Source organism: Pseudogulbenkiania sp. AW2-16, from assembly GCF_056824575.1.
The window spans coordinates 1,233,105-1,247,869 of sequence record NZ_CP157668.1 but is presented as its reverse complement, the minus strand read 5'-3'; the positions used below and the strand labels follow the sequence as shown (position 1 = coordinate 1,247,869).

General features: G+C 67.8%; 13 protein-coding genes. 7 read left to right on the top strand and 6 right to left on the bottom strand.

What is annotated here, in order from left to right; translation table 11 throughout:
• Positions 1-47 precede the first annotated feature (47 nt).
• Positions 48-731: a BPSS1780 family membrane protein gene (locus ABKF58_RS05965; RefSeq protein WP_482583797.1), complete on the bottom strand. Its 684-nt coding sequence runs from the start codon at positions 729-731 to the stop codon at positions 48-50.
• A gap of 284 nt (positions 732-1,015) precedes the next feature.
• Between ABKF58_RS05965 and tkt the strand changes: the two genes are divergently transcribed.
• The 5 genes from tkt to fba all read left to right on the top strand — a co-directional run bounded on the left by tkt (position 1,016) and on the right by fba (position 7,267).
• The gene (gene tkt, locus ABKF58_RS05960) at positions 1,016-3,004 is read left to right on the top strand and encodes a transketolase (protein ID WP_482583795.1); all 1,989 of its coding nucleotides are present in this window, start codon (positions 1,016-1,018) and stop codon (positions 3,002-3,004) included.
• Between the two features lie 93 nt (positions 3,005-3,097).
• Complete coding sequence (gap, locus tag ABKF58_RS05955; protein WP_014088752.1) at positions 3,098-4,111, top strand: type I glyceraldehyde-3-phosphate dehydrogenase; 1,014 nt, start codon at positions 3,098-3,100, stop codon at positions 4,109-4,111.
• Between the two features lie 68 nt (positions 4,112-4,179).
• Positions 4,180-5,358 (top strand): phosphoglycerate kinase, encoded by a 1,179-nt coding sequence (locus tag ABKF58_RS05950; protein ID WP_482583793.1) that lies wholly within the window; start codon positions 4,180-4,182, stop codon positions 5,356-5,358.
• 121 nt (positions 5,359-5,479) lie between these two features.
• Positions 5,480-6,112 carry a LysE family translocator gene (locus tag ABKF58_RS05945; RefSeq protein WP_008955354.1) on the top strand — a complete coding sequence of 211 codons (633 nt, stop codon included), beginning with the start codon at positions 5,480-5,482 and terminating at the stop codon, positions 6,110-6,112.
• 90 nt (positions 6,113-6,202) lie between these two features.
• Complete coding sequence (fba, locus tag ABKF58_RS05940; RefSeq protein ID WP_014088755.1) at positions 6,203-7,267, top strand: class II fructose-bisphosphate aldolase; 1,065 nt, start codon at positions 6,203-6,205, stop codon at positions 7,265-7,267.
• A gap of 190 nt (positions 7,268-7,457) precedes the next feature.
• Here fba and ABKF58_RS05935 read toward each other — a convergent pair whose 3' ends face one another.
• From ABKF58_RS05935 to ABKF58_RS05915, 5 genes are all read right to left on the bottom strand, one after another.
• On the bottom strand, positions 7,458-9,581 hold the full coding sequence (locus ABKF58_RS05935; RefSeq protein WP_482583791.1) for a 3'-5' exonuclease: 2,124 nt from the start codon (positions 9,579-9,581) through the stop codon (positions 7,458-7,460).
• Between the two features lie 19 nt (positions 9,582-9,600).
• Complete coding sequence (locus tag ABKF58_RS05930; protein ID WP_008955357.1) at positions 9,601-9,969, bottom strand: response regulator transcription factor; 369 nt, start codon at positions 9,967-9,969, stop codon at positions 9,601-9,603.
• 41 nt (positions 9,970-10,010) lie between these two features.
• Entirely contained in the window at positions 10,011-12,644 is a 2,634-nt protein-coding gene (locus tag ABKF58_RS05925) for an ATP-binding protein (protein WP_482583789.1), read from the bottom strand.
• 114 nt (positions 12,645-12,758) lie between these two features.
• Positions 12,759-12,959, bottom strand: coding sequence for a hypothetical protein (locus tag ABKF58_RS05920; protein WP_008955359.1), 201 nt, complete (start codon positions 12,957-12,959; stop codon positions 12,759-12,761).
• A 138-nt stretch (positions 12,960-13,097) separates the two neighbouring features.
• Entirely contained in the window at positions 13,098-14,261 is a 1,164-nt protein-coding gene (locus ABKF58_RS05915) for an HPP family protein (protein ID WP_008955360.1), read from the bottom strand.
• A 113-nt stretch (positions 14,262-14,374) separates the two neighbouring features.
• Between ABKF58_RS05915 and ABKF58_RS05910 the strand changes: the two genes are divergently transcribed.
• Together ABKF58_RS05910 and ABKF58_RS05905 are read left to right on the top strand one after the other, a co-directional pair.
• Positions 14,375-14,512: a hypothetical protein gene (locus ABKF58_RS05910; RefSeq protein WP_008955361.1), complete on the top strand. Its 138-nt coding sequence runs from the start codon at positions 14,375-14,377 to the stop codon at positions 14,510-14,512.
• A complete protein-coding gene (locus ABKF58_RS05905; protein ID WP_482583786.1) occupies positions 14,513-14,764 on the top strand; it encodes a MoaD/ThiS family protein in 252 nt (83 codons plus the stop codon).
• The last annotated feature ends 1 nt before the right edge of the window (position 14,765 follow it).

Here is a 14,765-nt window from a genome sequence, read left to right as displayed (position 1 = left end):
CCTGCGCTCAAGATGCAAAGGCGCAGCCGCCTAATGTGGATAGGTTCTCAAGGTTGGCCGAACACATCCTTCCACGCCGTGTAGCCGGTGACATAAACCACCGGAAACCACAGCAGCAGGCCAAGGAACAAGGGCAGCGCCGCCAGCACGAACAACACGGTCAGCATCAGCCCGCAGGTCAGCACCGCCGGCCAGTTGGCGAGGCCGGCGCGGATGCTGAGCTTGAGGGCCGGCCACGCCGCCAGACCGTTCTGCACCACCAGCGCCGGCGCGAACCAGTAGGCCAGATTGACCACGAACACGATCACGCCCCCCAGCAGCATGCTCGCCATCATGGTTCCGACGTGGCCCGGCGCGCTCATCATCTCGGGCGTCGGCACCGTCCCCCCCAGCAAGCGCAACAGCACCCCGAACCCGAGCAGGGCCGCCAGCAACAGCGCCAGATAGAGCAGGCCGACGCCGAACAGGGCCTGGCCGGCGCGGCGGAAACCGCCGAACAGGTCGGCCACCCCCAGTTCGTCATGGTGCTCGGCACGCGCCGCCGCCAGCACGAAGCCGCCGGCGAACAACGGCCCCAGCAGGAACGCCAGCAGGCCGCCGATCATCGGCAGCGAGCTGACCAGAAGATGCAGCCCGAAATAGGCCAGTGCGAACAGCGCCCAGGTCAATGGCTGGTCGCGCACGATCAGGAAAGACTCGACGATCCAGCGCCAGCCATGCGCCGCGCCCACCGGCGCGGTTGCGGCGGCGACGTCGGGGTGATGGTCCCCGGCGGAGAGGTAAAAAAATCGCTCATAAACTCCGATCCTCGGGGCTCAGCTTCCATCATAGCCCCAACAATATGACAAGGTTGATCGCCGCCGCCCCGAACTGGCGGCAGCCGGTTGCCGCCCGGGGGTCAAATCAGCGATAATTTCATGATTTAGCGACGGTTCCGCCGCTTCGGCCACTGTTACGGCAGCGGCCCGGGCCGGTTTCCGTAGTTGACCCACTACAGTTTCGAGGTTTCTCCCGAATGGTCTCCCGTACCGAGCTTGCCAACGCCATCCGCTTTCTCGCCATGGACGCGGTGGAACAGGCCAAATCCGGTCACCCCGGCGCCCCGATGGGCATGGCTGACATCGCCGAAGTCCTGTGGCGCGATCACCTGAAGCACAATCCGGCCAACCCGCACTGGTCCAACCGCGACCGCTTCGTGCTCTCCAACGGCCACGGCTCGATGTTGCTGTACAGCCTGCTGCACCTGACCGGTTACGACCTGTCGATCGAGGACCTCAAACACTTCCGCCAGCTGCACTCCAAGACCCCGGGCCACCCGGAATACGGCTACGCCCCCGGCATCGAGACCACCACCGGCCCGCTGGGTCAGGGTATCACCAATGCCGTCGGCATGGCGCTGGCCGAGAAGATGCTGGCCGCCGAGTTCAACCGCGAAGGCTTCCCGGTGGTCGATCACACCACCTGGGCGTTCCTCGGTGACGGCTGCCTGATGGAAGGCATCTCGCACGAGGCCTGCTCGCTGGCCGGCACCTGGGGCCTGGGCAAGCTGGTGGCATTCTGGGACGACAACGGCATCTCCATTGACGGCGATGTCGAAGGTTGGTTCACCGACGACACCCCGGCGCGCTTCGAAGCCTACGGCTGGCAGGTGATCCGCAACGTCGACGGCCACGACGCCGAGGAAATCCAGACCGCGATCCAGACCGCCAGGAAAACGGCCGACCGCCCGACCCTGATCTGCTGCAAGACCGCCATCGGCAAGGGCGCCCCGAACAAGCAGGGCGGCCACGATGTGCACGGCGCGCCGCTGGGCGCGGCCGAGATCGCCGCCGCGCGCGAACACCTCAACTGGCCGCACGCCCCGTTCGAGATTCCGGCCGAGATCTACACCGCCTGGGGCGCGCGCGACGCCGGCGCGGCGCGCGAAAACGAGTGGAACGGCCTGTTCGCGCGCTACCGCGCGGCCTACCCGGAACTCGCCGCCGAATTCGAACGCCGCATGCAGGGCGAGCTGCCGCAGGGCTGGGAAGACGCCAAGGCCGCCGCCATCGCCAAGATCAACGACGCCGCCCAGACCGTGGCCACGCGCAAGGCGAGCCAGATCGCGCTCGAGACGTTCTCGCCGCTGCTGCCGGAATTCGTCGGCGGTTCGGCCGACCTGACCGGTTCCAACCTGACCAACTGGTCCGGCTCGAAGTGGATCGACGCCCAGGGCAACGGCAACTACATCAGCTACGGCGTGCGCGAGTTCGGCATGGCCGCGATCATGAACGGCATGACGCTGCACGGCGGCCTGCGCCCGTACGGCGGCACCTTCCTGATGTTCAGCGAATACGCCCGCAACGCGCTACGCATGGCCGCGCTGATGAAGATCAACCCGATCTTCGTGTTCACCCACGACTCGATCGGCCTGGGCGAAGACGGCCCGACCCACCAGCCGGTGGAGCAGGTCGCCACGCTGCGCTACATCCCCAACATGAACACCTGGCGTCCGTGCGACACCACCGAGGCCGCCGTGGCCTGGGCGCACGCCATCGAACAGAAGACCACCCCGAGCAACCTGATCCTGAGCCGCCAGAACCTGCCGTTCGTGACGCGCGACGCCCAGCAGATCGCCGACATCGCGAAGGGCGGCTACGTGCTGCGCGAAGCGGCTGGCGAGCTGAAGGCGGTGCTGATCGCCACCGGCTCCGAAGTGGAACTCGCGCTCAAGGCCCAGGCCGCGCTGGCCGAACAGGGCGTGGCGGTGCGCGTGGTGTCGATGCCGTCGACCAACGTGTTCGACAAGCAGGACAAGGCCTACCAGGCCAGCGTGCTGCCGGCCGGCGTGCCGCGCGTGGCGATCGAGGCCGGCGTGAGCGACTTCTGGCGCAAGTACGTGGGCCTGGAAGGCGCCGTGGTCGGCATCGACCACTTCGGCGAATCCGCCCCGGCCTCCGTGCTGTTCAAGGAATTCGGCTTCACCGTCGACAACGTGGTGGCCCAGACGCTGGCCGTCATCTGATCCTGAATAAATACAATCAAGGCCATCCCGCCATGACGGGATGGCCGACAAGCAACACAAAGACTTCTTGTTAAAATCCGGGAGAGAACCAATATGACCATTCGCATCGCGATCAACGGCTATGGCCGTATCGGCCGCCAGGCCCTGCGCTCGATCTACGAATACAATCTGCGCGGCGATTTCGAGATCGTCGCCGTCAACGCCTCGGGTGACCTGGCCACCAACGCCCACCTGACCAAGTTCGACACCGTACACGGCCGCTTCGCCGCCGAGGTGAGCCACGACGAGAAGAACCTGATCGTCAACGGCGACGTGATCCCGTTCTTCTCCACCCGCAACCCGGCCGAACTGCCGTGGAAGGCGCTGAACGTGGACCTGGTGCTGGAATGCACCGGCGCCTTCACCAGCAAGGAAAAGTGCCAGCTGCACCTGGACGCCGGCGCCAAGAAGGTGCTGATCTCCGCGCCGGGCGGTGACGACGTCGACGCCACCATCGTCTACGGCGTCAACCACGACGTGCTGACCGCCGACATGACCGTGGTCTCCAACGCCTCCTGCACCACCAACTGTCTGGCCCCGGTGGCCAAGGCGCTGAACGACGAGCTCGGCATCGTCAAGGGCCTGATGACCACCATCCACGCCTTCACCAACGACCAAGTGCTGACCGACGTGCGCCACAAGGACCTGCGCCGCGCCCGTTCCGCCACCGAGAACATGATCCCGACCAAGACCGGCGCCGCCAAGGCGGTGGGCCTGGTACTGCCGCAGCTGAAAGGCAAGCTGGACGGTTTCGCGGTGCGCGTGCCGACCATCAACGTGTCGCTGGTCGACCTGACCTTCGAAGCCGGCCGCGCCACCTCGGTGGAAGAAGTGAACGCCATCCTCAAGGCTGCCGCCGAAGGCCCGATGAAGGGCATCCTGGGCTACAACACCCTGCCGCTGGTCTCGTCCGACTTCAACCACAGCACCGAAGGCTCGGTGTTCGACGCCACGCTGACCAAGGTCTCCAACGGCAACATGGTGAAAGTGCTGGCCTGGTACGACAACGAGTGGGGCTTCTGCCAGCAGATGCTGCGCACCGCCCGCGCGCTGTTCGCCGCCAAGTAAGCCTTTGATCGCCCTACGCCGCGCCTTCGGCCAACGTGCTGCGGCGCGGCGTCCGTACGGATAGAGCCATGCAATTTCTCAAACTGACCGAACAAGACCTCGCCGGTAAGCGCGTGCTGATCCGCGTCGACATGAACGTGCCGCTCAAGCACGGCACCATCGGCGACGACACCCGCATCCGCGCCAGCCTGCCATCCATCCTGCACGCCCTGAAGGCCGGTGCCGGGGTGATCCTGATGACCCACCTCGGCCGCCCCACCGAAGGCGAGCCGAAGCCGGAAGACAGCCTGGAGCCGGTGGCCGAACGCCTGTCCGAACTGCTGGGCCTGAGCGTGCCGGTCAACAACAGCTGGCAAGAACAGCCGCTGGTGGTGCACCCGGGTGAAGTGGTGATGCTGGAAAACGTGCGCCTCAACAAGGGCGAGAAGAAGAACAACGACGAGCTGGGCCGCGCCTACGCCGCCCTGTGCGACGTGTTCGTCAACGACGCCTTCGGCACCGCGCACCGCGCCGAGGCCTCGACCCACGCCGTCGCCAAGTACGCCCCGCTGGCCTGTGCCGGCATCCTGCTGACCGCCGAGCTGGAGGCGCTGGCGCTGGCGCTGGAAGCCCCGGCACGCCCGCTGGTGGCGATCGTCGCCGGCTCCAAGGTGTCGACCAAGCTGACCATCCTCGAGGCGCTGGCCGACAAGGTCGACCGGCTCATCGTCGGCGGCGGCATCGCCAACACCTTCCTGCTGGCCGAAGGCCACGGCATCGGCAAGTCCCTGGCCGAACCGGAATTGGTGGCCGAGGCCAAGAAGGTCATCGCCAAGATCCGCGCCCACGGCGGCGACGTGCCGCTGCCCACCGACGTGGTGTGCGCCAGCGAGTTCGCCGAGAACGCCGAGGACACGCTGAAGCTGGTCGACGAGGTCACCAAGAACGACATGATCCTCGACATCGGCCCGGATTCGGCCAAGGCCCTGGCCGACATCGTCGCCCAGGCCGGCACCGTGGTGTGGAACGGCCCGGTCGGCGTGTTCGAGTTCGAGCAGTTCAGCCATGGCACGCGTACGCTGGCCGAGGCGATCGCCGAATCCGACGCGTTCTCGATCGCCGGCGGCGGCGACACCCTGTCGGCCATCGCCAAGTTCGGCGTGACCGACAAGATCAGCTACATTTCGACCGGCGGCGGCGCCTTCCTCGAATTCCTCGAGGGCAAGGAACTGCCGGCGGTGGCGATCCTGCAGCAGCGCGCGCGGTAAAACGACCACAGAACCTGTCTTGGACAGGTGGCGGCGCCGCAACAGCCTGCCAAGTAGGCTGGACACTACAGCGAAGCTGGCGGACCCTATAAGGTCCGCCACCCCAAACGGAGTCAAACCCATGTCGCTCAATACCTGGCTGCTGTTCCTCGTCACCGTGTTCTTCGTCTCGGCCACGCCGGGGCCCAACATGCTGCTGGCGCTGTCGCACGGCATCCGCTACGGCGTGCGCCGCACCCTGCCCACGCTGGCCGGATTGCTGAGCGCGCTGGGGCTGATCATGGCGGGCTCGGCGGCCGGCCTGGGGGCGATCCTGGCGGCGTCCGAACTGCTGTTCTCGCTGGTCAAGTACGCCGGCGCGGCCTACCTGATCTGGCTCGGCATCAAGACCTGGCGCGCCGCGCCGCAGCCGCTGGGGCAGGGGCCGGATAGCGGCAAGCGCGCCGAAGGCAGCGCCTGGCAGCGTTTTCGCACCGGCTTCCTGGTGGCGATGAGCAACCCCAAGGCCTTCGTGTTCTTCACCGCGCTGTTCCCGCAGTTCATGGACGCCAGCGCGCCGCAAGGCCCGCAGCTGATGGCGCTGGCCGGCACCTTCTACGTGATCGAGAGCAGCTGGCAGCTGGCCTACGCCGCCGGCGGCTCGCGCCTCAGGAACTGGCTCAACAGCCCGCTGCGGCTCTCCTGGATGAACCGCTTCGCCGGCGGCTCGTTCATGGCGGCGGGCGTGGCGCTGTCCGGTGTCAGCCGGCACTGAACGCCGTTTGGCACCGGCTTCGGCCAACCTTTTGATTTGATACCGGTGCCGTCGCGATGACGGCACCTTGCCTTATTCTGGAGAATTACCATGGCACTCGTTTCGATGCGTCAGCTGCTGGACCATGCAGCCGAATTCAGCTACGGCCTGCCGGCCTTCAACGTCAACAACCTGGAACAGATGCGCGCCATCATGGAAGCCGCCGACAAGGTTGACGCCCCGGTGATCGTGCAGGCGTCGGCTGGTGCCCGCAAGTACGCCGGCGCGCCGTTCCTGCGCCACCTGATCCTGGCCGCGGTGGAAGAATTCCCGCACATCCCGGTGGTGATGCACCAGGACCACGGCACCAGCCCGGACGTATGCCAGCGCTCGATCCAGCTCGGCTTCTCCTCGGTGATGATGGACGGCTCGCTGAAGAGCGACGGCAAGACCCCGGCCGACTACGCCTACAACGTCGACGTCACCCGCACCGTGGTGAACTTCGCCCACGCCTGCGGCGTCTCGGTGGAAGGCGAGATCGGCTGCCTGGGCAGCCTGGAAACCGGCATGGCCGGCGAGGAAGACGGTGTCGGCGCCGAAGGCGTGCTGGACCACTCGCAGCTGCTGACCGACCCGGAAGAAGCCGCCCAGTTCGTCAAGGACACCGGCGTGGACGCGCTGGCCATCGCCATCGGCACCAGCCACGGCGCCTACAAGTTCAGCAAGAAGCCCACCGGCGACGTGCTGCGCATCGACCGCATCAAGGAAATCCACGCCCGCATCCCCAACACCCACCTGGTGATGCACGGTTCTTCCAGCGTGCCGCAGGAATGGCTGGCGATCATCAACGAATTCGGCGGCGAGCTGGGCGAAACCTACGGCGTGCCGGTGGAAGAGATCGTGGAAGGCATCAAGCACGGCGTGCGCAAGGTCAACATCGACACCGACCTGCGCCTGGCCTCGACCGGCGCCATCCGCCGCTTCCTGGCGCAGAACCCGAAAGAGTTCGACCCGCGCAAATACCTGGCGGCCAGCACCATCGCCATGCGCGACATCGTGATCGCCCGCTACGAAGCCTTCGGCGCCGCCGGCATGGCCAGCAAGATCAAGCCGGTGAGCCTGGACACCATGGCCAACAAGTACCTGAAGGGCGAGCTGGCGCAGATCGTCAAGTAAGCCGCTGGGAAATAAATCGGCTGCGCGGCCCCATACCGGCCCTGCGATTCTCGCCGTACCACTTGTACGGCTGTGCTTCTCGAACCGGCCTGGGGGCGCTCGCGGCGATTTCTTTCACCAGCGCCAAGCGCACGACCCGTCCAATCACACCGCCGCGGCTGAACAGCCCGGCGGTGTTTTTTATCCCCGCTCAGTAGCGGATGCGCGCGTAGTAGGTCCGCTCCGACGCCTCGCGCGCCTCGCGTAGCGTGCGGATGCCCTTTTCCGCCAGCAACGGGATCATCTTCAGGAACACCTCGCCGGTGACGATGGCGTCGCCCATCGCGGTGTGGCGCCCGATGATGCTCACCCCCAGCCGCTCGGCGATCGCCTCCAGGCGGTGCGACTCCTGGTTCGGGTGCAGCACCGCCGACAGCAGCAGCGTGTCGAGCACCGGCTGGTCGAAACGCACCCCGGTCGACGCCTCCTTCAGCTGCAGGAAGCGCATGTCGAAGGCGGCGTTGTGCGCCACCAGCACGGTGTCGGCGCAGTAGGCGCGGAACGCCGGCAGCACGGTGTCGAGGGGCGGCTGGCCCGCCAGCATCTCGGGGGTGATGCCGTGGATCTTCACCGAGTCCTCCGGCAGCGGCCGCCGCGGATCGATCAACTGCTCGAAGCCCTCGTGCTGCAGCAAGCGACGGTTGACGATGCGGGTGGCGCCGATCTGGATGATCTCGTCGCCGGCGGCGGGCTCCAGTCCGGTGGTCTCGGTATCGAACACGGTGTAGGACAGCTCCGACAGCAGGCGCTCGTCGAGGGCGTGGCCGCCCTCCGACCAGCGGAACAGGTCGAAGTCGTAGAATTCCGGCCGGCTGCCGCCGCGCAGGAAGCGCGTCTCTTCGTGACGCTCGCGGCGCGGCTCGACCAGCGGCAGCAGCAGCCGGAACAGGGCGCGGTGCGCGGCGCGCTGGCGCTCGAACCACATCTCGCCGTTGCAGCGCTCGACCACCTCGCGCACCGACGGCGCGCTGGTTCCGGCCCCCCGCATGGCGTCGAGCTCCCAGGACATCGCGGTCTCGGTGTTCATGGCGGTGCCGCTCCAGATCAGGTCGAGCTGGGCGTGGTGTTCGGCGCGCGACAGCGCCAGGCGCACCTCGCGCACGCCGTACTCGTCGTGCAGGCGGCCGGTGAGGTAGCTCAGCGCCTGCAACAGCGAGAAACTGTCGACCTTGATCCACAGCGCGTCGTCGAGCTCCTCGGCCTTGCACGGCACGCCGGTCTGCGCCGTGACCCGCTGCAGCGCGGCCGTCACCACGTCCACGCCGCGCACCACCTCCAGCGGCCAGCGCGCCTTGAGGGCGTCGCCGTAGTCGCTGGCGGCATGCTCCAGGCGCTGCGACAGCTGCTGCGCCTCGTCACGGATCACCCCGAGGAAACGGCGCCGCTCGTCTTCGCCCATGTCGCCGTAGTCCGACAACATTTCGGCGGCGGCACGCAGGCTGCCCAGCGGCCCACGCACGCCTTCGGTAAAGGCCTGGATCACGGTGTCGCGCCGCGACTCCTCGGCGAAGCTGGCGGTGATGTCGTCGAGGATCAGCACGAAGCCGGCGATCGTCGGCGCGGCCGTGGCCGCCTCCTGGACGTCGCCGCCCAGCACCGGCGCCAGGTGCACGCGCAGCAACCGGCCGGCCGCGGTGGCGGCAACGAACTCCGCCGCCGGCGCACTCTCGCGCCCGAGGCGCTGGCCCACGCTCTCCAGCGCGTAGGCGATCAGGCCATGATCGAAAATGGCGTAGATCGAGCGCCCCAAACCCAGCAACTCGTCGCCGACCTCGCTGCGCGCGTGCTGGTTGTAGAGCAGGATGCGGCCGTCGAGGTTGCACACCACCACGCTCTGGTGCAGCTCCGCCATCAGCGCCGCGAGGCGGTTCTTCTCGGCCTCGAGCGAGCGTTGCGCGGTGCGTACCTGTTCCGCCACGTCGCGCTGCAGCGCCGCGCGCGCCGCCGCCAGCTCGTTGATCGCCAGGACCAGGCCGTGCAACTCGCTGCCGCCGTCGGTCTTCACCCGGCGCGACGCGTCGGCCACCACGGTGGCAACCTGCTCGGCCAGGCGCAGCGGCGCCCGCACGTAGCGCGCCACCGCGTCGCGCAATGCCGCCACCGCGCTGCCGCACAACAGCAGGGCGAGGATCAGCAGCGCCGTCACCAGGTCGTTGAGGGCGAGCCCGGTGCCGCGGGCGGCGTGCCAGGCCAGCCACGCCGTGGCCGCCAGTGCCGCGACGAGGACGAGACAGACGGTGCCGGCAGCCAGCCCCAGTTTGCGCGACGGCGTCATCGGTTCGGCCTCCGGCAGCTCATTGACCGACCAGCTGGCGTACCTTCTCCACCAGCTCGCGGGTCGAGAACGGCTTGGTCATGTAGACGTCGGCCCCCAGCGCCAGGCCCTTGGCCACCTCGGTGTCGCGCCCCTTGGCGGTCAGCATCAGGATGCGCACCCCGGCCAGCGCCGGATCGGCGCGCACCGCCTGGCACACGTCGAAACCGTTCATCTTGGGCATCATCACGTCAAGCAGCACGATGTCCGGCCGATGCTGCCGGATCTTCGCCAGCGCTTCCTCGCCGTCGCCCGCCACCAGCACCTCGAACCCCTCGCGCTTCATCAGGTACTCGACGGAAATCACGATGTTGGGTTCGTCGTCGGCTATCAACAGTGTCTTGCTCATGCCCGGTCTCCTGTCGCAGTCTGAACGCTGCGTATGTCATGTCATTGTCCCACAGCCGCACGCGGCAGCACGAAGGAAAAGGTCGCGCCGGCCCCCGGGACGCTCTCCACCCACAGCCGGCCGCCGAAGTGCTCGATGATGTGGCGGCTGATCGGCAGGCCGAGGCCAGTGCCGGCGGGCTTGTCGGTCATGCCGCCGCCGCCCTGGCGGAAGCGCTCGAAGATCAGTTGCTGCTCCTCCGGCGCGATGCCCTTGCCGTTGTCGGCGACGTCCACGCGCAGCCCCTCCGGGGTTTCGGCGAGACGCACCGTCACCCTGCCGCCGCGGCCGACGAACTTGGCGGCGTTCGACAGCAGGTTGAGCATCACCTGGATCAGCCGGTCGCGATCGGCCAGGAGCGGTGGCACGCGGTCCGGCAGCTCGAGCGACAACGTCACCTCCTTGTCGCGGAACAGCTGCCCGGTCGCTTCGGCCGACTGCGCCACCAGTTGCTTGAGGTCGATTTCGGTGGTGTGCCACTCGGCGTTGCCCGATTCGATCTTGGCCAGATCGAGGGTCTGGTTCACCAGCCGCGTCAGGCGCTCGGTCTCGCCAACGATGATGGCATGGAAGTGCTGGCGCTCCGGCGGCGGGATGTCGGGGTCGTCGCGCAGGATTTCGGACAGGGCGCGGATCGAGGTCAGCGGCGTACGCAGCTCGTGCGTCACCGACGACATGAAATCGTCCTTGAGCCGGTCGAGTTCCTGCAGGCGCGCGTTGGCGGCGGTGAGTTCGCGCGTCGTCGCCGCCAGTTGCTGCGACTTGCGCTCCAGCTCGCGGCTGTAACGGCGCAGTTGCGAGGCCTCGTCGAGGATGTCCATCACTTCGGCCAGCGACAGCGGCTCTTCCTGCGCCACCGACGCCACCATCACCCGGGCCGAGGCGCTGCCGATGGCGCCGGCCAGCTGCGACTCGGCGAAATGCACCAGGTCGGCATCGGCCTCCAAGGCGGCGATATCCGCCACGCCACGCCGCCGGGCGTATTCGGCGAACGCGGTGCGCGCTCGCTCAGGGCCGAGAAAGCGCCCAACCAGCGTGACCAGGGCACCGCTCTCGGCGCGCCCGCGCCACAGCGCCACCCCGACCGGGCGGGTGTGCTTCAGGGCGTCGACGAACAGCCGCGCCTGACTCGCCTCGACGGCGCTCGGCGGGCGCCGCAGCGAGACCACGACGTAGGCGCCGATATTGGCGCAGAAACTCCAGAACAGGCAGTGCGAAATCTCGTCCAGCCCGGCGAGGCCGAACAGTTGCTGCGGCTTGAGCAAGGCGATGGCGAACGGCCCGTCGGCGAGGAAGCCCGCCGGCAGCCAGCCGGACTTGGCGAACGACGGCAGCAGCAGCGTGTAGCCCCAGACCAGGAAACCGGCGCTCAAGCCGGCCAGCGCCCCGTCCCGCGTGCCGCCGCGCCAGTACATGCCGCCGATCATCGCCGGGGCAAACTGGGCGACGGCGGCAAAGCTGATCAGGCCGATGCCAACCAGCGCATAGGCCTCGCCGGCAAGGCGGAAATAGAGATAGCCGAGCAGCAGGATGGCGACGATCGCGCCGCGCCGGATCGCCAGCAGCAGACCGGAAAGGTCACGCGAGGTGTCCAGCGCCAGCCCTTTCCAGCGCAGCAACAGCGGCATCACCAGGTCATTGCAGACCATGGTGGAGAGGGCGATGGTCTCGACGATGACCATGCCGGTGGCGGCCGACAGCCCGCCGATGAACACCAGCAAGGCCAGCGTTCCCTGCTGCTCGGCCACCGGCAGCGTCAGCACGAAGGTATCGGCGTCGACCCCTTGCCCGGCAAAGCGCAGCAAGCCACCGAGCGTGATCGGCAGCACGAAGATGTTGATCAGCAACAGGTAAAGCGGAAACAGCCAGATGGCACGCTTCAGATGCGCCTCGTTGACATTTTCCACCACCGCCACCTGGAACTGGCGCGGCAGGAACAGCATCGCCAGCGCCGCCAGCAGGGTCAGCGAGAACCAGGTGGCGTAGCCCTGGCTCGTCGCCAGCGACGCGGTCAGCAGGTGCAGTTGTTCCACTGCCTGGCTGCGCTGAAAAATGTCGCCGAAGCCGTCGTGGAGGCCGTAGGTGACGAACACGCCGACCGCGCTGAAGGCCACCAGCTTGACCACCGATTCCAGCGCCACCGCCGCCACCATGCCCTCGTGGCGCTCGGTGGCGTCGAGATGGCGCGTGCCGAACAGGATGGTGAAGACGGCCAGGATGAGCGCGATGTAGAGCGTGGTATCGGCAAAGAAGGGGGCGGCCGGCGCCTGCCGCGGCAGCAGCGCCTGCGGATAATGCAGCAGGATGTCGAAACTGCCGGAGACCGCCTTGAGCTGCAGCGCGATGTAGGGCACCACGCCGACCACCGCGATCACCGTCACCAGCCCGCCGAGCAGCTGGCTCTTGCCGTAGCGCGAGGCGATGAAGTCGGCGATGGAGGTGATGCGGTTGGCCTTGGCACTGCGGATCATCTTCAACAGCAGGAACCAGCCCAGCGCCATCACCAGGGTGGGGCCGAGGTAGATCGGAAGGAAGCCGACCCCTGAGCCGGCGGCGCGGCCGACGCTGCCGTAGAAGGTCCAGGTGGTGCAATACACCGCCATCGACAGGGCGTACACGGTGGGGTTGGCGATCACCGAGCGCTGCTGGTCGGCCCGCCGGTCCGCCCACCAGGCGACCGCGAACAGCAGCCCCAGGTAGAGCAGGGCGACGACGGCGAGGAGGGGGCCGGGATCAAGGTCGGTTCCGCCTCAGTCGCGCCGACGCTCGATGATCCACGCCATCAGCGCGATCAGGCCGAACCAGGCGGCGAACAGGTAGACGAACAGCAGGGGCAGGCCGAACAGCTCGGCCGGGCGATCGAACAGCGCCAACACGGGGTAGTTGAACAGCAGGCAACCGGCGAGAAACAACGCGACCAGGCGCGGTCCCCTGAGAATGCTGCCCTGCATGGCCCTCTCCCTGATATGGTTATGCTTGCATTATAAGCACAAGCCACCGGCCGCAGGCAGAGGGCAGCCGCCGGCGGGGATCCGTAGCGATGGGCGGGTGCGGCGGCGGATGTCGCCACACCCCGCGGCCACGTCGCCTCAGGCGGCCAGCTTGCCCTGGTACAAGGCGGCGATCAGATCGGACTGGCTGATCATGCCGGTGAGCGTGCCGTCCGCCCCCACCACCGGCACGTGGTGCAGGCCGCGGTCGGCGAACAGCGGCACCAGCTCGACCAGGTGCAGCGTCTCGCGCACGCTCACCACCGGCGTGCTCATGATCGCCGCCACGCGGTTGTCGGCACCGCGCCCGCCCAACAGCTTCGCCACGCGCTCGCGCAGGCCCTGCGGCGTGCCGTCCAGGCGCTTGAGGAAGTCCACCAGCGACACCATGCCCAGCACCTGGCCAAACTCGCCGAGCACCGGCAGCGCGCGCACCTTGTGCCGGCGCAGCAGGCGCCACGCCTCCTGCAGGCTGGCGTCCGGGCGCAGGCTGATCAGGTCGCGCGACATGATGTCGCGGCAGCGGATGTCGCCGAGCCGGCGCCGGTAGGAGTGCATCTCGGCCAGGGTCATCACCTGTTCCAGGTCGCTGCGGCTGATGTCGAGCAGGTGGTTGAAACCGGCCAGCGCGGCTTCGACGTCCTCGTCGCGGATGCCCATGCGTTCCAGCGGCTTGGGATCGCTGATCAGGTGGCGGTTGGGTTGCGGCAGCGGGCGCGGGTACGGGCGGCGCAGCACGCGGTTATTGAGCAGCAGCGCCAGCGCCAGCATGGCGAGCGCGTTGAGCAGTACCGGCCACAGCACGAAGCCGAAGCCCATGGCGTGGATCGCCGGGCCGCCGATCACGGCGTTGAGCGCGATCGCGCCGCCCGGCGGGTGCAGGCAGCGCAGCGAGATCATCGCAAAGATGGCGAGCCCGACCGCCATCCCGGCGGCGAGCCAGGGATTCGGCACCCAGCGCGCGCAGACGACGCCGATGGCGGCCGACAGCACATGGCCGCCGACCAGCGGCCAGGGCTGCGCCAGCGGGCTGCTCGGCAAGGCGAACAGCAGCACCGCGGCGGCGCCCATCGACGCCACCAGCCACGGCGCGTCGCCGACGGTCAGGTGGGTGATCAGCGCGGTCAAGGCGATGGCCGCCAGCGCGGCCACGGCCACCGCCAGCTGCTCGCGCCGGCTGATGACCAGGGGTTCGGGCCACCAGCGGCCGAGGCGGCGACGCAGGGTGGCGGACAAGGGGAGGGTGGGGGCGAAGGTAGTCATCCCGCTATTGTAAAGAACATGTATTCCAGATACCACTTCTACTACTTTCGGCCAGCCGGCCCTCTGCCACCCGGCGCATTGGCCTGGGCCGCCGGCTTGCGTACACTGGCACCATGAGCGAACTGCTATCTCCCCTGGAATGGGTTTTCGTCGTCATCATGGCGCTGGTACCACTGGCCGGGCTGGCCTTTCACCTGTGGGTGATGCTGGCCGGGCGCGGCAAGCCGGATGCCGACCCGGAGTCGAAATAGATGAAACTGAAGCTGTTGTATTTTGCGCGACTGAAGGACGCCTTCGGCCGTGATCACGAAACCCTGGAGAGCGATGCCGCCAGCGTCGGCGCGCTGCTCGCCGAGCTGCGCGCGCGCGGCGGCGCCTGGGCCGACGAGTTGGCCGAAGGCCGCGTGTTCCGCGTCGCGCTCAACCAGGAGCTGGCGACCGTGGATAGCGGACTCGCCGCCGGCGACGAAGTGGCGATCTTCCCGCCGGTCACCGGAGGCTGAC